Below are 17378 nucleotides of genomic sequence, written 5' to 3' on the forward strand. Positions count from 1 at the left end.
GCCGGCGCCTGATCTTCGAGCGGCGCCACACTGTCCCTGGGAGTCCTCATGGACTCAACCGGGAATTCGCCTGATGGGCGAGTTTTTCGTGCTTTGCGACTTGCATTTCTTACGCCCTGGTGGCCTTAACTCCGTTTGCGGGCCTGTCCGGCGGCTGACCAGTTCTGGCCAGTAAGTTACGGTTACCGCAAGGTTAACAGTTCAATATGGGCAAGGCGTGCCCATATTGCGCACCAAGTTCCTTGCCATTTTGACGCAGGCGACCACCTTAGGGTGAAGCTGAGAGGTCAAAGGCGGCCATGGAAACTTCATTTGGACGATCTGGCGAAAGATCGAATTCTTACAACGCAGAGAATTATACACCTCTCATGTATCGCTTCCACTTGGCGGCCAGCACTCTATTCAAGCTGACCTCGACTTGGCGCGCCAAGTGCGGCAATGATTCTGAAGCCCTCTATGTATACACCGCCTTCCTACTCGCCCTGGCGGCCGAGGCGGTGAAGACGGTTGGGATGAGCGAGGAAGACGCCTCCGCCGAAGTCTCAGCGACACTTTCAGCCTTCAGTGTAAGCTCAATGACGAATATTCCGCGGGAGACGGTCCGGCGGAAGCTGAAGATCCTCGCCGAGCGCGGCATGATCCGGCAGGGTCCCGGCTCGGCCTACACGCTGACGCTCGCCCGCGAGGCGATCCGCGAGTTCGTCCAGCGCGCGACGCCGCTCGAAATGCCCTATGACTGGGAGGCGCTCCAGTGACCGGTCAGGACGAGGATCGGGTGGTGGCGCTCCATGGCGCCTGGGGCCCGAAGGATCCGCCGGCCCCCAAGGCGCCGGCCCACCCCTACTTCTTCGGATCGGGCCTGCTGGCCGAAGCCGGCGGCCGCCGGACGATCGAATACTGCCTGCTCGACGCCTTCTCGACCATCGCGCTCAAGTTCCGCGCCGACTGGGAGCTGAACTGGATGGGCCGGCGCTCCCGCTGGCAGCCAGACGCCCCGGCGCTGGCCGGTCTGCTCATGCTGCGCATGGCGCTGGCTGGCGAGACCGTGGTGATCGCCTCGCGGGACGAGGAGGAGTGCCGCCTGCCGATCTGCGCCATCGAGGACGCCTTCGAGGTGCTCTGCGCCGACGCGCTCTATGAGGATGATGATCTGCGCCGCCATGCGCCGGCCGCCGCCGCCCGTATGGCGCAGGCCCATCGCGAGGCCCTGCAGACCGAACACACCGCCTTCCTGGTCGCCGCCCGCCTGCACGAGGTCTGGTCGATGGCCGAGGCGGCCCGCCGCGCGCCGGCCGAGCAGCGGTCTCCGGCGCAGATCGTGCCCTTTGCGCCGAAGGAAGATCGCCATCCTGAGCGGGCGCCGCTCTTCGGCCGTCCGTTCCGGCGCCGGCCGCGCCCCTGCAGCGAAGGTCCCGCACAATGAGCCAGCCAGGCCAAGTCCTCACGGCCGTCGTCGGGCCGCTGGGGTTTCCGATCACCCGCGACACCCTGCCGGCGCCCGACACCGTCCGGTGGAACGCGCGCCGCAAGGCGGAACTGCTGCTGGCGATCCGGGCCGAGCTGATCTCGCTGCGCGAGGCGGTCGACCTCTACCGGCTGTCGGCCGAGGAGATCATGGGCTGGTCGCGGCTCTTCGAGCGCCACGGCCTAGAGGGCCTCAAGACGACCAAGGCGCAAGCCTATCGCCAAGGCCGGCGTCGCCACCCCCCAACCGAGCGCGACGATCGGCCGGTGGAGATCCCCGCCGCCTGACGGGCCGTTCCCCCTAGGCGGGGGTCTCCACCACCTGCAGGTTCGCGACGCCGGCCTCGCGCAGGACCGAGATCAGTTCGGTGAGAGTGGCCTCCACCTCGCCGGGGTCCCGGCCCCGCACGACCAGGTTCGTGCCGAAGCCGTCCTGCCCATAGAACGGATAGCTGCCGAGCGAGAGCCCCGGATGGGCCTTGGCCACCGCTTCCAGCGGCGCGGCCACCGCGCCCTCGCCCGATCCCTCGACGCGCAGCGTCCGGGAAACGACCACCGCCCCGCCCTTCAGGCGCGGACCGACGTCCTGCAGCATGCCGCGCATGATCTGGGGCACGCCGGCGAGCACGAAGACGTTGCCGATGGTGAAGCCGGGCGGGCCCTGGACCGGGTTGTTCACCAGTTCCCCGCCGTCCGGCACGCGCGCCATGCGCCGCCGCGCGGCGTTCAGTTCGTCGCCCCACCGCGCTTCCATCATGGCGATGATGTCCGGGTGCTCGTGGAGTTCGACCCCGAAGGCGGCGGCGACGGCGTCGGCGGTGATGTCGTCATGGGTCGGTCCGATGCCGCCGGTGGTGATGACATAGTCGTAGCGGGACCGCAGGGCGTTCAGGGCCGCGACGATCTCCTCTTGCACGTCGGCGACGGTTCGCGCCTCAGCCAGATCGACGCCGTGGGCGCCGAGGTATCTGGCGATGTCCCGGAGATTGGTGTCCTGCGTGCGGCCGGAAAGGATCTCGTCCCCGATGATCAGCACGGCGGCGGTCACCCGCCCCTGCGTGAACGGATCGGATCTATCGGCCGTCGGCATCGAACGGAACTCCTGCGAAGATGGTGCGCCCGCAGCCCTTGCAGGGCGGCGCGAGTGTGACGTGGTGCGTACGCAGCGCAAGCCCAGGCAGACGCAGGCTCGCACCAGACGCGGGCCGTGACCGGGGCCCCCGTCGGTCTGGTGTCCCCGTCTTCGCCAACGTCGGCGAGCGCGACCTGACCGTGCAGGCCAGGCCGCTCGCCCTGGCGCACTCCAGCCGTCCGTGATCAGGGGATGTGTCGTGCAGGCGGCGTTTCGGCTGATCCCGACCGGCGTCGTCTTCGAACCCGCCCGCCAGGCGATCATGGCGACAAGGGCTCCGTCGGGCCGCGGCGCCTGGGGTCGAGGCCGGAAGCGCCCAACACCGCCCGTCGCGCGAAAAAACCTTCGCGGCGCAAGGGTGGTTTTGGGCGTTAGCACGCTCGAAACGGCGCCAGCGGCGCCAGCCAGGCGCCGACATCGGCGCCCATTTTGGGCAGACCCTTCCAGAAGATCAGCGATTTCCTTGACTTAGATCCTGACCGGTGACGCCACGGCGTCTCGTCTCGCCCTGGCGTCTGACGCCGCCCAGCCCGCACCAGCCGCCCCATCACCCGTTCGTGGGCCGGTTTTTCGGGGAATTCTGCGGCTGTCTATCCGCAACCTTGCGGAGTCGCACGCGCGGCGAAACGGCGCCAGCACAACCCATGGTCGGCCGCACGTTGCGGCGAAGACGAGGTGGGAGGCACGCCGATGGGACGAGCAGCCAAACTTGAACCGAGCCGGAGCCGAGCGCTTATAGCGACCGGCGGCGCGATCGCCATCTGGATGATGGCGGGCCCGGCCCTGGCGCAAAGCGCCCCGGTGGGCGGCCAGATCGGGGGCTTTATCGACAACATTGTCGAGCTCCTGAACTCCAGCGTCATCCGCGGTCTGGCGATCATCGCCGTGATCTTGACGGGCATAGCCTGGATGTTCGGCCATCTCGACCTTCGCCGCGCGGGCTCGGTGATCGTCGGGATCATCGTGATCTTCAGCGCCGCGGCGATCGTCGACCTGATCGTCGGCTCGGGCGGCTGATTCGATGCAAAGCCTGCCCCCCTCTCCTTCGGAGCGGCCGCTCTTCTTGGCCTGCACGCGTCCGGCCATGGTCGCGGGCGTGCCCATGGAGGCCGTCGGCCTCAATCTGATCGTGTCGGCGAGCATCTTCCTCCTGGCCGGCTCGCCGGCCTGGCTGAGCCTTGCCGTCGTGCTGCACGTCCTCTTCCGATCCATCTGTCGCCAGGACCCCTACGCCTTCCGCGTCCTTCGCCTCTTCCTGCTGACCCGGGCCGGCCGCGTCTCGCGCACCTTCGGCGGTGTGAGCTTCGCCCCCAGCCCGACGAAGCGCGCCTTCACGCCCCGGGAGGCGCTCCGTGGCGCGGCTTGACCTCAACATCGGCAGACTGGGGCGATCGGGCCCGCGGCCCGATCTCATCTGTGACCAGCTGCCCTACGCCTTCCACTTGAGCGACGATATCGTCGCCTTGGACAGCCAAGCCCTGATGATGAGCTTTTCGCTGCAAGGCGTGGGCTTCGAGGCCTGCGAGGCCGAGGTCATCGAAGGGCGGGTCGCCCAACTCAATAGCGCCTGGCGCAATCTCGCACAGGAGCGTCTTGCGGTATGGCACCACGTCCTGAGGCGCCCCGCACAGGCGCCGGCGCGCGGCGCGCCTCGATCGGCGTTTGGCGCGCAATTGGACGAGGCCTACCGGCGGCGGCTGGACGCCCTTCAGCTCTTCGAGACGCAACTCTACCTGACCTTGGTCCTCCGGCCGGCCGACGCGGCGGGCGCAGGTCTTGGCGGAGCGGCTTCTGCGACCGCCGATCTTGAAGCCCCGGCTCGAAAGCTGCGGACGGCCGGACAGGAGCTCTGCGCCCTCCTCGAGCGGTATGGCCCGCGCCCCTTGAAGCTCTACACGCGCGGCGGGCTCATCTTCTCTGAGCCGATGGAGCTTGTTGCGCGCCTGCTTTCGGGGGCGGAGACGCCCGTTCCGCTCGTCCGCGGCCGCTTGGCCGGCGGCGCGCCAGGCCTTCGGCTCATCTTCGGCCGCGAAAGCCTGGAGATCCGCGACGCCGCCGCCTCGACCTATGGGGCGATGTTCAGTCTGAAGGAGTATCCGGCTCGCACCCCACCGGGCTTGTGGGACAGCCTCCTCGCCCTGCCCTTTCCGCTGACCCTCACCCAGAGCTTCGCCTTTCTCTCAAAGCCTGCGGCGCTCGCAATTCTGACGCGCAAGCAGAACCAGATGGTCTCGGCTCGCGATCCGGCGGCCTCGCAGACGGCCGCGCTGAGCCAGGCGGCCGATGATCTGGCCTCCAACCGCTTCGCCATGGGCGAACACCACGCCAGCGTTCTCGTCTATGCCGATAGTCCCGCCGCCTTGGCTGATCGGATGGCCCGGATGCGCGCGCTGCTGGCCGAAAGCGGGCTGGTCGCCGCGCGCGACGATCTGGGGCTTGTGGCGAGCTTTTGGGCGCAATTCCCGGGCGTCTTCGGACAGCGTCTGCGCCCAGCCCCGATCACCTCGGACAACTTCTCGGCCCTGGCGCCCTTTCACACCCACCCTCGGGGCGCTGAGAGGGGCCATTGGGGCGCTCCGATCACGACCCTGCGCACCAGCGCCGGATCCCCCTATCGATTCCACCTGCATGTGGAAGATGTGGGTCACACCTTCATCTGCGGCCCCACAGGCTCGGGTAAGACCGTCGTCCAGAATTTCCTGCTCAGCCAGCTCGAGGGGGCCGAGGCCCAGGCCATCCTGATCGACAAGGATCGTGGGGGCGAGATCTTTGTCCGCGCCAGCGAAGGCGTCTACCTCACCTTCGATCCTGGCGAGCCCACCGGACTTGCGCCGCTCAAGCGCCTGGAGCCGACGGCGGCGAACCAGGCCTTTCTCACCGATCTCATCGCAACGCTGGTGCGCTCGCCCGATGCGCCGCTCGCAAGCGCGGCTGAGCGGCGCATCGCCGCTGCGGTCGCGGCGATGGCGGCCCTGCCGGCGGAGCAACGGAGCTTCGCCGCCCTGCGGACGCTGCTCGGGCCGGCGCAGAACGATGGGCTGGCGGCTCGGCTGGCGCCCTGGTGTGCGGGCGAGCCCCTCGGCTGGGTGTTCGACAACGCCGAGGATGTGCTTTCGCTTTCGCCGTCGCTGATGGGCATCGACGTCACTCACTTCCTCGACGCCCCGAAGATCCGCGCGCCGCTGATGATGTACCTGCTTCATCGCATCAGCGCTCGGGTCGATGGCCGCAGGTTAGTGGTCGACATCGACGAGTTCTGGAAGGCCCTGGGCGATGAGGCGTTTCGGGGCTTCGCCCAAGACGGACTGAAGACCTACCGCAAGCAGAACGCCAGCCTGGTGCTAGCCACGCAGTCGCCGGCGGACGTCCTGAAGAGCGACATCGCCCACACCCTTCTCGAGCAGTGCGCGACCAAGATCTACCTGCCCAACCCGCAGGCGAGCCTCACCGACTATGTCGACGGGTTTGGTTTGAGCCGTCGCGAGTACGACCTCGTCCGCGCCGAGCTTTCGGCGGGCAAGCGACAGTTCCTCATCAAACAGGGCGCCCACGCCGTCGTCGCCGAGCTCCGGCTCGACGGCTTGAAGCTCGAGCTCGCCGTCCTCTCCGGGCGTGCGGAGAGCCTGGCCATTCTCGACCCGCTGCGCCGCACGCTCGGCGATCACCCGCAGCAGTGGCTGCCGGCCTTCAACGAATGGAGCCAATCGCAATGAAGCGACATCTTGTGACCACCGCCGTCTTCGCCGGAAGCTTCCTGGCGGCCACCGCGCCGGCGGCGATGATCGTTCATGACCCCACCAACTTCGCCAAGCTGGTCGAACAGGCGCGCACGGCGATCGACCAGCTGGAGACCCTGAAGCGGCAGGTGGCCGAGACGGAAAAGCTGGTGACGGCCCTGGAGAACGGGGCTGAGCTCGGGACGGTGGCCGATGTCCTGAGCGCACCAGAGGTCAGCGCAGCTTTGCCGGCCGCAGCCGATCTTGGCGGCCTCGCCGCCGAGATCGAGGGTTTGGGCGAGCTCGGCGCGCGCGCAAAGGCCATTCGCCGGGCCGAACGCATCTATACGCCCGACGAGGCCAGCCCGCATGCCGCCGCGCTGGAACGCTCCGGCGCCCGGGTCGCCCGAGATCTCGCCCTCACCGAAGCGGTCAGCGAGGCGCTGACGGCCCGCGATCGCGCGCTCCAGGACCTCGCCCAGACGGCGGCCAGCGCCGAGAGCCCGCGCGCCGTGCTGGATGTTCAGGCCCAGGCGCAAGCGGCCACGGCGCGCGCCGCCAACGATCAGTTGCGGCTGGCGGCCCTGCAGTGGGCGGCCCGCGCCCAGGAAGCTCAGGAGGCGCAGCGGCTGGCCGAGGCGGCCGCGGCCGCGCGCGCCGAGCGCCGGGCTTTGTTCCGCGCCACCTTCGCGCCTGAAGCCTAGGCGCCCAAATGTCCAGACGCGCAGGGGCTGATGGCCATGCCGGCCGCCTTTGAGATCTTCACGCCGGCCTATGACTATGTGGATGGCCGGCTAGAGGCTCTGCTCGCCGAGCGCTTGGGGGCGGTTCTGGCCGAGAACGCTCCGGCGATCCGGGCGGCCCTGGTGCTCTACGTCCTGCTCCACGGGTTTTCGATCCTGCGCGGGGCGATTGCTGAACCGGTGATGGAGTTTGTGGTCCGCAGCCTAAAGCTCGCGGTCATCGCCGCCTTGGCCGGCGCCCCGGCCTACCAGGATTACGTCACCGAACCGCTCTTCCATATCCTGCCGCAGACCGTGGCGCGCGCGATCAGCGGAGGGACCGCGCCCGACATCGGGGCGGCCTTTGACCAGTTTTACGCCCGGGCGGCGTACCTGGCCGAAGACCTGAATGAAGCGGCGAGCCTCACCCATCCGGGACCCTGGCTCGTGGCCGCGCTGGTCTACGGCAGCGCGGCCCTAACGGCGGCGATCGGCTTTGGCATCGTTCTCATGGCCAAGGTGGCGCTGGCGCTCTTGATCGCGCTTGGCCCGTTCTTCGTCGCCTGTGCGCTCTTCGAAGCCACGCGCCGCTACTTCTTCGGCTGGCTTGGCCAGGCGGTGAACTACATCATCCTGTTTGGCCTCATCCTCGCGGTGCTGCAGCTGGTGTTTGGCGTCGTCGCCGATCAGTGGCCACAGATCGAGGGCGGCGATCCCGTGGCCGGCGGTCTCACCTTCGTCGCGCTCTGCCTGCTCGCGGCGCTCTTCTTCTTTCAGACGCCGGCCATCGCCGCCGGCATCGCAGGCGGCGCCCATGCGGGCCTCTCCGATTTCGCCGCCGCCACCGGCCTTGGGCGGCTGCCCCACGCCGCCGCGCCGCATGTCGGCCATCTGGGAAGGAACAGATGATGATCCGCCTCACCCTGCTGGCGGCGAGCCTGACGCTTTGCAGCTGCGCCGCCGACGCCCGCCATCTGCCTGTGTGCGATGGCCGCCATCTTCGCCCGGCCAATCCCTATGGCTCGATCCTCACCGCGCCAGCGGCGGCGGCGGCGGCGGCGTCTGACATGCCCGGCGGCTCTGGAGGCTGCGCATGAGCGTGAAGTCCGACGACTTGAAGGTCTATTTCCAAGAGGCGCGCAGTTGGAACGCCGAGCGCCTGAAGTCGGCCGAGGCGAGCCGTCGTACGGCATGGCGGGTCGCCGCAGCCGCGTGCGGAGTGACCGTCGCCTGCGCCGGAGCGCTGGCCGCGCTCAGCCCGCTCAAACGTGTCGAGCCGTACGTGGTGCGGGTCGACCGCGCCACCGGGGCGGTCGACGTCATGACCGCGCTCAAGGACGAGCGGCCGCTCACCTATGACGAGGCGGTCACCAAGCACTTTCTGGCCCAGTACGTCCGGGCCCGGGAAGGCTGGCTCGCCCCAGCCGCGAGCGCCGATTTCGAACAGGTGGCGATCATGTCGACGCCGGCCGAGCAGCAGAGGTGGGCCGCGCTCGTCGACGCTGACGCCCCTGAGAGCCCGCAGAACCTCTACGGCGCGCAGGCTCAGGTGGAGATCGAGATTCGGGCGATCAGCTTCATCAACGACCAAGTCGCCGCCGTCCGCTTCCACCGGCGCGTCCGGCGGCCCGGCCAGATGACGCTCAGCGACTGGGTGGCGACGGTGGCGTTTGGCTACACCCGCGCGCCGATGTCGGAGGCCGACCGGCTACGCAATCCGCTCGGCTTCCAGGTGTCGAGCTACCGCGCTGATCCCGAGGTGACGCCATGATCGTTCGCCCCATCGCCCTCGCCGCGAGCGCGGCGATCCTCTGCGGGTCGCTCGCTCAGGCTCAGGGCCTGAGCGAGCCGCGGGTGCGCACCGTGCCCTATGAGGCGACCGGCGTGGTCGATCTGACGGTGCAGCCCGGATTTGCGACGCTGATCAGCCTCGAGCCGGGAGAGGAGATCTTACAGGTGGCGCTGGGCGAGGCGGCGGACTGGGAGGTGGCGGCGCAAGGCTCGACCCTCTTCCTGAAAGCGCGGCCGGACGCAGCGCCCACCAACCTCCTGATGGTCAGCCAAGCCGAAGGTGAGATGCGGCGCTATCGCATAGGTCTTCGCCTGGCCGGCGAGAGCGCTTCGGGCGTTTACGAGTTGCGCTTCGCCTATCCGCAGAAAGCACCGCAATCGGAGACCTCGGTCCTTGAATCCGTCTTGGATGGCGCAGCTTTCGCCGGGCCGCGCAACCTCGACTATGCCGTTCAAGGCGAGGTCGCCCTGCAGCCGGCCGAGGTGTCCGACAACGGCCGCTTCACGGTCTTGCGCTTCCCGGGCGGCCAAGCGTTGCCGGCCATCTATGCCGTCGCGGCCGATGGCGGCGAACAGCTCGTCAACTATGACGTGCGCGGCGAGTTCGTCGTTCTCCACCTCGTGTCGCCCGAGCTTCGTCTGCGTCGGGGCGATGCGGTGCTGTGCATCTACAATCTGAGCTTTGATCCCTATGGTCGCGCCTTCGCGAGCGGCGCCGCCGATGCGGAGGTGACGCGCATCCTTAAGGAGGCGCGGCCGTGACGGCGGAGGAGCGCGAAACGGCCATCGATCATGGCCGAGGCGTCTCGCCGATCGCCGGCGCGGCGCTCGCACGGCCCCGCCCCAGGCTTATGACCCTCGCAGCCTTGGGGGTCGGGGCGGGCCTGATCTTGCTCGCCCCGCTTCTCTTTCGCCAGGAGCCCGCCGAGCCGCCTGAGGAAGGGCCGGCGCGGCAAGTCGTCCGCTTTGATCGTGTCATGTCCAGCCGACCGGACGCGCTGGCGCAGGATGATCTTGAGGTCGGCGATCTTGCGGCGGCAGAAGCAGGGCCGGTCCCCCTGCCCGACGGCGCCGGGCCCGCCGATCAGGCGGCCGCCGCCAGCCCCGCGACAGCGCCCGCGCCATCGCCGGAGCCATCACCCGCGCCGGCGACGTCCTCCGCCAGTCCGCTCCTGGTCTACTCGGCGGCGAGCCCCACCCTGCCTCAGCAAGATCTGTCAGAGGCGGCGTCTGAAGACAGCGCAGAGGTCGCGGAGCTTGGGCATCCGCAGACGCTGACCGCCCATCGCATCGATCGGCGTTACGCCCTTCTCGCTGGGGCGACCATGCCTTGCGTGCTTCTGACGGCGATCGAGTCGACGACACCCGGCCTGGTGACCTGCAGCTTGGCGCGTGACGTGATGTCCGAAGACGGGACCGTGGTGCTCCTGGAGAAGGGCTCGCGCGTCCTCGGCGCCTACCAGGAGGGCTTGGACTTCGGCGAGCGCCGACTCTTTGTCCTGTGGACCCGCGTGGTCACCCCCAAGGGGGTGGCCATCGCCTTGCGCAGTCCCGCGGCCGATGCTTTGGGCCGCGCGGGCGTCGGCGGCGCCTTGCAGGGCCGCTTCTGGGAGCGGTTTGGCGGCGCCTTGCTGCTCAGCCTGGTCGATGCAGGGGGCGAAGCGGTCTTCGATCCGCAGACGGGCCGGACGATCCTGCGGCCCTCGTCACAGGCGCTGGAGAAAACGACGCAGATCGGGCCGCGACTGACTGTGCCCCAAGGCCGGGAGCTTACCATCTTCGTGGCGCATGATCTTGATTTCACCGATGTTTACGAGCTTGCCCTGAGGTAGCCGTGGCGTTCGATGATGTGCTCCTGCGCCGCTATTTGGCGCCGATCACACCGGCTCTTCGTCAGGCGGGCGTCACCGACCTGGTGGTCAATCAGCCCGGCGCCTTCCTGGTCGAACGCCATCATGTCTGGTCGCATCACGCAGCGCCCGAACTGACGCCCACCTGGCTGGAGACGCTGGCCCGAGCCGCCGCAGCGGCGAGCGCCCAGGATGTCGATGACGCTCATCCGATCTGTTCGACCCACCTGCCCGACGGTGAACGCTGCCAGATCGTGCTTCCGCCCGCCGCGGCGCATGTGAGCCTGACGATCCGGCGGCCGACCGATCAGCAGCTGACCCTCGATGATCTCGCCGGCCAAGGTCTCTTCGATCGTGCGACCGTTGCAGACGGCGTCACGGCGCGGCGAAGCGAGCTCGACAGCCTCTACCGAGCGCGCGACTGGCGCGGGTTCCTGGCGGCGGCCGTGCAAGCCCGCTGCAACATTCTGATCAGCGGCGCGACGGGTTCAGGCAAGACGACTCTGGCCAAGGCGCTTGGCGCGCAAATCGCCCGTGACGAGCGTCTGATCACCCTGGAAGACGTCGCGGAATTCGACCTGCCGCACGCCAATCAGGTGCGGCTCTTCTATGCCAAGTCCGGCCAGGGCTTGGCCAAGGTCGGACCGAAGGATCTGTTGGAGAGCGCGCTTCGCATGCGGCCTGACCGGGTGCTGCTGCAGGAGCTGCGTGACGGCGCGGCCTATACCTATCTGCGCAACGTCGCCAGCGGCCATCCCGGGGCGATCACGACGGTTCACGCCGGCGGCGTCGACCAAGCCTTCGCGCAACTCTGCCTGCTGGTGAAGGAGGCGCCGGAAGCGGCCAGCCTCAGCCGCGCGGAGGTCGAAGGCCTGCTGCGCAACCTGATCGACGTGGTCGTCCAGATCGAGCGCGAGCCGCAAGGCCGCCGGGTGAGCGAGATCTGGTTTGGACGTCGATAGGGCTCAGCTTGGCAAGGTCGTCGCCGGGGGACTCGCCGCTCTGCTCGGCCTCGGGATGATGGCCTATGTCACGATTGTCATCGCGCTTGCGGGGATGGGGGCGCTGAACGCTGAGACCAACCTCTGGCGGGCGGCCCAGGCGCTCTGGACCCATCGCTCCGTCCCCGAAATCGCACGTTGGCTGAAGCTTGGCGCGACAAGCAGCCTTGTCCTCTTTGGGGGGTTCGCGCTGGCGGTCTTCAAGAGCCGGCGCCGTCCGCGCTATGGCGACGCGCGCTGGGCGAGGCGCAGCGAAATCGCCCAAGCCGGCTTGTTCGCATCCGAGGGCCTGGTCCTCGGCCGCCATGGCCAGAGGCCACTGATCTTCGGCGGCGACGAACACGTGCTCCTGGCCGCCCCCACCCGCTCGGGCAAGGGCGTTGGGCTCGTCATCCCCAATCTGCTCAGCTGGCCAGGCTCGGTCGTCGTGCTGGACCTCAAGCGTGAGAACTGGGGCGCAAGCGCCGGTTACCGGCAGGCCTGCGGCCAGACCTGCATCCTCTTCGATCCGCTATCGCCTGAGGGCCGCACGGCGCGGTTCAATCCGTTGGGTCACATTGATCGGGCTGATCCCGCGGTAATCATCGACGAGCTGCAGCGGATCGCCGTCATGCTGTTCGTCGCCGGCGAGCATGCGGATCTCTTCTGGTCTGAAGCCGCCCGGACAGGCTTCATCGCCGTGGGCGCCTATGTGGCCGAGACGCCCGAGCTCGGATTCGACCTAGGCGAAATCTATCGCCAGCTCACCGCCGGCGATCCGCGCAGCCGTCTCCGGGAGATCATCAAGGCCCGGGAGGCGGCGGGCCGCCCCCTCTCCTCGCCTTGCCAGAGCGCGTTGTCGGACTTCTGCAGCGCCTCGGACAACACCTTCGCCTCGGTGCGGCAAACCATCACCAGCCGCATGGGGCTGTGGCTCAACCCCCGCGTTTGCGCCGCCACCAGCGCCAGTGACTTCGACTTCCGATCCTTACGTCGCAAGCCCACCTCCCTCTATCTGGCCGCCTCGCCAGAGGATGTGCCGAGGCTCGCACCGCTGATGAGCCTGCTCTTCCAACAGCTCATCGACCAGTTGACCCGCGCCGGCCCGGCCGGCCCAAACGATCCGCTGCCGGTTCTTCTTCTGCTGGACGAGTTCGCCCAGCTCGGACCGGCCAAAGCGCTCGCCAAGGCGTTTTCCTATATCGCCGGTTACGGGGTGCGGCTGATGCCCGTGCTGCAGAGCCCCGCCCAGTTGCGGGCGATCTATGGGCACGATGGCGCCCAGGAGATCATCGACAATTGCGGCGTCGAGGTCGTCTTTGCGCCGAAGGATCTCGACGTCGCCCGCGCGCTTTCGCTCCGCCTGGGCGACTTCGACATCAAAAGCGAGAGCCGCAGTCGGCCGTTAGGTCTCGCCCAAGGACGCCGCAGTCTCAGCCAGTCGGTCGCACAGCGGGCCCTGATGCTGCCCGATGAACTGATGCGCATGCCCCAGAGCGACCTCATCGTCCTACGGGCGGGGGCCCGGCCGGTCCGCGGTCGCAAGATCATCTACTGGAAGGAGCCGGTCTTCGCCGAGCGCGTGCGACCGCCGCCGGACGTCGCTCCCCTCCCGGCGTCCGCACCACCGCCGCCGGCCGCCGATGCTGCGCCAAGCCTCGCGCCGCAGCCGCAGCCCTTCGAACGTGAGCGCGCATCGGAGCGGTCGCGATTCAGCAAGCCGCCCGAGCCTTCGACACCGCCACCGCCGAGCACGGCAAGCGATGATGAAAGGCTGGGTTGGACTTTCGGGCAGTTCGGCGAGCCGCCGCCGAGCGGTCGATAAGCGGGCAGACGCCGCGCCTAGCGGCTGCGCTCGCGTTCCCGCGAGAGGTTTTGGTCACGGGCCCTCTGCCGGATGTCTCGCGCCATCCGGACACGATCGGTCACCGGCGCGGGCATGTCGTTGACGAAGCGCCGCAAGCCCTGCGCGAGCGCCCGATCGTCAGTCTCGGGCGAACGGTCGAGGTCAGCCGCCAGCCGCTCGAAAGCCTCGCGCACACGCGCCTGCGTACGAACGACGGCGATCTCCCGGCCGTCGGGCGTCTTGCGTCCCTCGGCCAAATCGAGCGCCTCTCGCCGCGTTCGTTCAAAGGCCCGCGGCGGCGGCGCATGGCCCTCCCAGTACTGCTCCAGGGCGCGCCAGTAACGCTGGGGCGGATTGCGCCCCACCAGTCCGCGCGACAGACGCGACGAGGCGTCGACCTCCAGGCCCTGGTCACGCAAGGCCTGAGCGAACCGTCTGCGGTTCATCTCGAGGTCGGGCGGGTTCCAGATCAGGCGCACGCCGTCATCGCCCAAGGCGCGGAAGACGATGTGCGCGTGGGGGTGGGGACGATCGGTGTGCAGGGCGAGCACAAAGTCATGACGCAGCCCGTCGTGGGCGGCGGCGAATCCATAGGCGGCTGAAAAAACAGCCCGTGGCGGCGAACCTGGCGGGGCGGTGACGATCAGCGGGCGCGCCAGCACTGCGTTTGGACGCCGGCGGCTGTCAGCGGCGTCTGCAGACGCCCAATCCTTCGCCATTTCCTCGAGCGCGGGACGTCCCTGGAGGTGCATGCCCTCTCGGTCGAGCAGCGGCAGGATTCCACCGCGGCTGATATAGTCGAAATGCCCCTTCAGAGCCCTTGCCGATTTGATGCCGGCGCCGGCGCGGGTCACGACCTGGGGGTGACGCGAGACGAGCCGCCAGAGTTCGGCGCGACGTTGGGGGCTTAAGGGACGTCCCGGCCGCAGCACTGACTCTGGGATGGTCCGCCATTTCGGCTCATCGCGCCCCTCCTCCAACGCATCGCGGGACCGCCTCACGGGGCGCACTCCCAACTCGCCAAATTGCCCTCGAGGGCGTGGCGTAATTTGGCCAACTCGCGGCGGATGTCGGAGGCGAAGCGCTCAAGTTCCGCCTGCTCGAGGGGCGCGTCACGGCGCGCGGGATCGTGGGCCATGTGCCGCAAGGCGACGGCGATCTTGCGCAGCTCCATTTGGACGCCGGCCAGAGCGACATCCTCAGGGGTTCCGAAGGTGGGGCGCCGGTGAAGGCGTGCGCGGACGAGTGCGATCACCCAGGGGCCGAGCAGAAGACCCATTTGTTCGGCCTCCCGCGCCAGCAGCGCGGCGTCATCGCGATCCAGACGAACGGCGACGTGGACAGTCTTCGGCTTACGGCTCGGGGGCGCGGGCGCAATGGAAGCCGGCGCCGCCTCAAGCTTGGCGAGCATCCGCCGCACGAGGACCGCCCCACCGCCAGCCGCTTCTGCGGCCGCGCAGAACCGCCGATGGTCATCCTCGCTGAGGGACAGCCGAAGCGTCTTGTATGCCCTCGCCATGCCGCGAACCTCCAAGCAGAGGATCGCGCACCTGAAGGTTCTCGGGAATCCGTAGACTTACCGATGGCCGCGCCGTTCCAAGCTGAGGAAGACGCTTAGCGAAGCGTCCAATCCGTCAGCTCAAGAGTCGACATATTTCGGCGAACAGCTCTTCCGGCCGCCGCCCGAGCGCCAGCGCAATCTCCCGGAACTCGACGATGTCGATCCTGCGCTGTGAGCCTTCGATCAGAGAGATGTGGCTCTGATCGTGCCCAATCCGCCGGCCGAGCTCAGCCTGGGTCAGGCCAGCCGCAATCCGCGCCTCACGAAGGTGGTCAACGACAATCTTGTTTGCGCCAGTGAAGATGGTCTTCGGCATGCCCGCTCGCCTTCAGCGGGCAACACATTTATATGTCGCTATTCCATATGCCGATTTTCCATGTATTCTGACCGTCTGCTGGCTCGGCAGCCGATGGAGGCCGTTTAGTTAGGACGTTCGCTGATGCTGCTCGCCGCTTGGACGCAGAAACCGCACACCTTCCCCGCGTTCGCCCGCGGGAATGAACTCGACGCCGGCGCGGAAAAACGCCTTCTCAACCGCGATGAGCGTGCTGTGCCGGGTGTCGACGGCACCCCGCTCCAGTCGGTTCACCGCGTTGAGCGAGACAATCGCGCGATCAGCCAAGTCCTGTTGAGACCAGCCAAGCAGGGCGCGGGCAGCTCGTATTTGGGCGGGAGTGACCATCCCGACCAACACGCGAGAACTCAGCGCCCGTTACCACCATAAGGTTTGTTATGAACCTTTTGCGGTGTATAATTCACCTCTTCACACAACCCGGTGGGAGGATCCGGTGACCAACAGAAAGCGAAGACGATCCGCAGGCGCATCAACCACCACCCCACCGTTGGGGCTTGAGCCTTTCGTCGCTTGGCTGCAGCGAGCGGCCCAATTCTTTAAACCTGGCCCTGAGGCCCAGGACGCCGTCCAAACAGCGTTGGAGAGGGCGCTGCGGTCCGGGGCGACGATCCGCCATCCTCGGGCCTATCTCGCTCAGACCCTGCGCAACCTCGCCGTCGACGAAGCCCGCCGGGTGCGGGCGAGCGGCGGGGCCGCGCTGGCGCTCGAGGAGGTCGAAGACCGGCTGCCCAGCGTAGCGCCGGACCAGGAAACCACCCTTCTGCTCAAACAGGTGATCTTGGGACTTCCGCCACTCTACCGTGACGTGTTTATATTGAACCGCTTCGTTGGTCTCACCTACGAGCAGATCGCTGCTCGCCAGGGCGTGACCCCGAAAGCGATTGAGTATCGCATGTCGCGTGCGCTCGCCCTGTGCCAGGATGCGCTGCGCGACTAATCACGGGACGGCGCGATGGCCGATGCGGCCTTTGAGCTGAAGCAGATCCGCGATCAGGCGGCGAGCTGGTACGCGCGGCTGAACAATACGACCATCTCCACCGACACTCTGCGGGCCTTCCGCGAGTGGCGCCGCACGGACGAGCGCCACGACGAGGCCTATCTGGAGATCGAGGCGTTTTGGAAGCGGGTCGCCCAACTCGAAAACGATCAGGAGATCCAGCGCGCGGCGGGTGCGGCGCTGGAACGTCCGGCCGAAGCGCCGAAGACGGGGCCGCTGGGGCGTCCGGGCGGCAAGAGTCTGGCGGCGGCCTTCTTCGCACTACTTCTGGTGGCGGCGCTGACCCTGAGCTGGCCGCGCCTCTTTGGCGAGACCTACGCCAGCGGCGTGGGAGAGCAGCGCATCCTGCGCCTGAAGGATGGATCGCAACTGCGGCTCGACACCGCCAGCCGGGTTCGTGTGAAGCTGACGGACGACGCAAGGCGAGTGAGGTTGTTGGGCGGACGCGCCTTCTTCGACGTGGCCCACGATCCCAGCCGGCCCTTCACGGTGGTGGCCGACGGCGCCTCGGTGACGGCGCTGGGCACGCGGTTCGACGTGCGACGTGACACCGCCGACGTCACCGTGACGCTCTTCCAGGGCCAGGTGAAGGTCGAGGGCGGCGAAGCGCCGGTGGTCCTGCAGCCTGGGCAGCGCGCGATCGTGACGGGCGCCGGAAGCCGGTCCCTGGTGCGTTCGGTGAACGCCGCCGAGGCGCAAAGCTGGACGCAGGGCCAGCTGGTCTTCCGCCAGCAGACGCTTGGCGCGGCCGCCGCCGAAGTGAACCGCTATAGCGAGACCCAGGTGGTCATTCGCGACGCCGACCTCGCCAACCGGACGGTCTCGGGCGTCTTCGAAAGCGGCGACACCGACGCCTTCGTGGCCGCCGTCGCCGACCTCTTCGATCTTGAAGTCGACCGCTCCCAAAACGAGGAAATCGTTCTCCGACGCGCAGGCTGACGGTTCGTCCGGCGTCCGGACAACA

At 68.1% G+C, this 17378-nt stretch carries 21 protein-coding genes; 16 read left to right on the forward strand and 5 right to left on the reverse strand.

Going from position 1 to position 17378, the window contains the following annotated elements:
* The first annotated feature begins 368 nt into the window (after positions 1-368).
* Genes H2041_RS13375 through H2041_RS13385 form a run of 3 tightly spaced genes read left to right on the forward strand, consistent with a single transcriptional unit; the run spans position 369 to position 1752 of the window.
* A complete protein-coding gene (locus H2041_RS13375; protein WP_293413374.1) occupies positions 369-755 on the forward strand; it encodes a hypothetical protein in 387 nt (128 codons plus the stop codon).
* On the forward strand, positions 752-1423 hold the full coding sequence (locus H2041_RS13380) for a hypothetical protein (RefSeq protein ID WP_293413376.1): 672 nt from the start codon (positions 752-754) through the stop codon (positions 1421-1423). The genes H2041_RS13375 and H2041_RS13380 overlap by 4 nt, the downstream gene beginning before the upstream one ends.
* On the forward strand, positions 1420-1752 hold the full coding sequence (locus H2041_RS13385; RefSeq protein WP_293413378.1) for a DUF1153 domain-containing protein: 333 nt from the start codon (positions 1420-1422) through the stop codon (positions 1750-1752). Before H2041_RS13380 ends, H2041_RS13385 begins: the two co-directional genes overlap by 4 nt.
* 13 nt (positions 1753-1765) lie before the next feature.
* Here the strand turns inward: H2041_RS13385 and H2041_RS13390 are convergent, their stop codons facing one another.
* Positions 1766-2554 carry a competence/damage-inducible protein A gene (locus tag H2041_RS13390; RefSeq protein WP_293413380.1) on the reverse strand — a complete coding sequence of 263 codons (789 nt, stop codon included), beginning with the start codon at positions 2552-2554 and terminating at the stop codon, positions 1766-1768.
* Between the two features lie 732 nt (positions 2555-3286).
* Here H2041_RS13390 and H2041_RS13395 point away from each other — a divergent pair.
* Genes H2041_RS13395 through H2041_RS13445 form a run of 11 tightly spaced genes read left to right on the forward strand, consistent with a single transcriptional unit; the run spans position 3287 to position 13480 of the window.
* Positions 3287-3613: a TrbC/VirB2 family protein gene (locus H2041_RS13395; RefSeq protein WP_293413382.1), complete on the forward strand. Its 327-nt coding sequence runs from the start codon at positions 3287-3289 to the stop codon at positions 3611-3613.
* Positions 3614-3617: 4 nt separating this feature from the next.
* A complete protein-coding gene (locus tag H2041_RS13400) occupies positions 3618-3962 on the forward strand; it encodes a VirB3 family type IV secretion system protein (protein WP_293413384.1) in 345 nt (114 codons plus the stop codon).
* Positions 3949-6309: a VirB4 family type IV secretion/conjugal transfer ATPase gene (locus H2041_RS13405; protein WP_293413386.1), complete on the forward strand. Its 2361-nt coding sequence runs from the start codon at positions 3949-3951 to the stop codon at positions 6307-6309. The genes H2041_RS13400 and H2041_RS13405 overlap by 14 nt, the downstream gene beginning before the upstream one ends.
* The gene (locus H2041_RS13410; RefSeq protein ID WP_293413388.1) at positions 6306-7016 is read left to right on the forward strand and encodes a type IV secretion system protein; all 711 of its coding nucleotides are present in this window, start codon (positions 6306-6308) and stop codon (positions 7014-7016) included. The genes H2041_RS13405 and H2041_RS13410 overlap by 4 nt, the downstream gene beginning before the upstream one ends.
* Before the next feature lie 30 nt (positions 7017-7046).
* Positions 7047-7943, forward strand: coding sequence for a type IV secretion system protein (locus tag H2041_RS13415; RefSeq protein ID WP_293413390.1), 897 nt, complete (start codon positions 7047-7049; stop codon positions 7941-7943).
* Entirely contained in the window at positions 7943-8131 is a 189-nt protein-coding gene (locus H2041_RS13420; protein WP_293413392.1) for a hypothetical protein, read from the forward strand. The genes H2041_RS13415 and H2041_RS13420 overlap by 1 nt, the downstream gene beginning before the upstream one ends.
* Positions 8128-8805, forward strand: a complete 678-nt coding sequence (locus H2041_RS13425) for a virB8 family protein (protein ID WP_293413394.1) — start codon at positions 8128-8130, stop codon at positions 8803-8805. The genes H2041_RS13420 and H2041_RS13425 overlap by 4 nt, the downstream gene beginning before the upstream one ends.
* Entirely contained in the window at positions 8802-9587 is a 786-nt protein-coding gene (locus H2041_RS13430) for a TrbG/VirB9 family P-type conjugative transfer protein (protein ID WP_293413396.1), read from the forward strand. Before H2041_RS13425 ends, H2041_RS13430 begins: the two co-directional genes overlap by 4 nt.
* The gene (locus H2041_RS13435) at positions 9584-10657 is read left to right on the forward strand and encodes a TrbI/VirB10 family protein (RefSeq protein ID WP_293413398.1); all 1074 of its coding nucleotides are present in this window, start codon (positions 9584-9586) and stop codon (positions 10655-10657) included. The genes H2041_RS13430 and H2041_RS13435 overlap by 4 nt, the downstream gene beginning before the upstream one ends.
* A gap of 2 nt (positions 10658-10659) precedes the next feature.
* Positions 10660-11637 carry a P-type DNA transfer ATPase VirB11 gene (gene virB11, locus H2041_RS13440; protein WP_293413399.1) on the forward strand — a complete coding sequence of 326 codons (978 nt, stop codon included), beginning with the start codon at positions 10660-10662 and terminating at the stop codon, positions 11635-11637.
* Positions 11624-13480 carry a type IV secretory system conjugative DNA transfer family protein gene (locus H2041_RS13445; protein ID WP_293413401.1) on the forward strand — a complete coding sequence of 619 codons (1857 nt, stop codon included), beginning with the start codon at positions 11624-11626 and terminating at the stop codon, positions 13478-13480. Before virB11 ends, H2041_RS13445 begins: the two co-directional genes overlap by 14 nt.
* Before the next feature lie 17 nt (positions 13481-13497).
* Here H2041_RS13445 and H2041_RS13450 read toward each other — a convergent pair whose 3' ends face one another.
* The 4 genes from H2041_RS13450 to H2041_RS13465 form a co-directional block, all read right to left on the reverse strand.
* A complete protein-coding gene (locus H2041_RS13450; RefSeq protein ID WP_293413403.1) occupies positions 13498-14502 on the reverse strand; it encodes a relaxase/mobilization nuclease domain-containing protein in 1005 nt (334 codons plus the stop codon).
* On the reverse strand, positions 14499-15020 hold the full coding sequence (locus tag H2041_RS13455) for a hypothetical protein (RefSeq protein WP_293413404.1): 522 nt from the start codon (positions 15018-15020) through the stop codon (positions 14499-14501). Before H2041_RS13455 ends, H2041_RS13450 begins: the two co-directional genes overlap by 4 nt.
* A gap of 115 nt (positions 15021-15135) precedes the next feature.
* Complete coding sequence (locus tag H2041_RS13460) at positions 15136-15378, reverse strand: helix-turn-helix transcriptional regulator (protein WP_293413406.1); 243 nt, start codon at positions 15376-15378, stop codon at positions 15136-15138.
* 108 nt (positions 15379-15486) lie between these two features.
* The gene (locus H2041_RS13465; RefSeq protein WP_293413408.1) at positions 15487-15756 is read right to left on the reverse strand and encodes a helix-turn-helix transcriptional regulator; all 270 of its coding nucleotides are present in this window, start codon (positions 15754-15756) and stop codon (positions 15487-15489) included.
* 94 nt (positions 15757-15850) lie between these two features.
* Between H2041_RS13465 and H2041_RS13470 the strand changes: the two genes are divergently transcribed.
* Both H2041_RS13470 and H2041_RS13475 read left to right on the forward strand, forming a co-directional pair.
* Positions 15851-16354, forward strand: coding sequence for a sigma-70 family RNA polymerase sigma factor (locus H2041_RS13470; protein ID WP_293413410.1), 504 nt, complete (start codon positions 15851-15853; stop codon positions 16352-16354).
* Positions 16355-16369: 15 nt separating this feature from the next.
* Positions 16370-17353, forward strand: a complete 984-nt coding sequence (locus H2041_RS13475; RefSeq protein ID WP_293413412.1) for a FecR family protein — start codon at positions 16370-16372, stop codon at positions 17351-17353.
* The last annotated feature ends 25 nt before the right edge of the window (positions 17354-17378 follow it).

It is taken from the genome of Phenylobacterium sp. (assembly GCF_013911965.1).
In the GTDB taxonomy this organism is placed as follows: Bacteria; Pseudomonadota; Alphaproteobacteria; order Caulobacterales; family Caulobacteraceae; genus Phenylobacterium.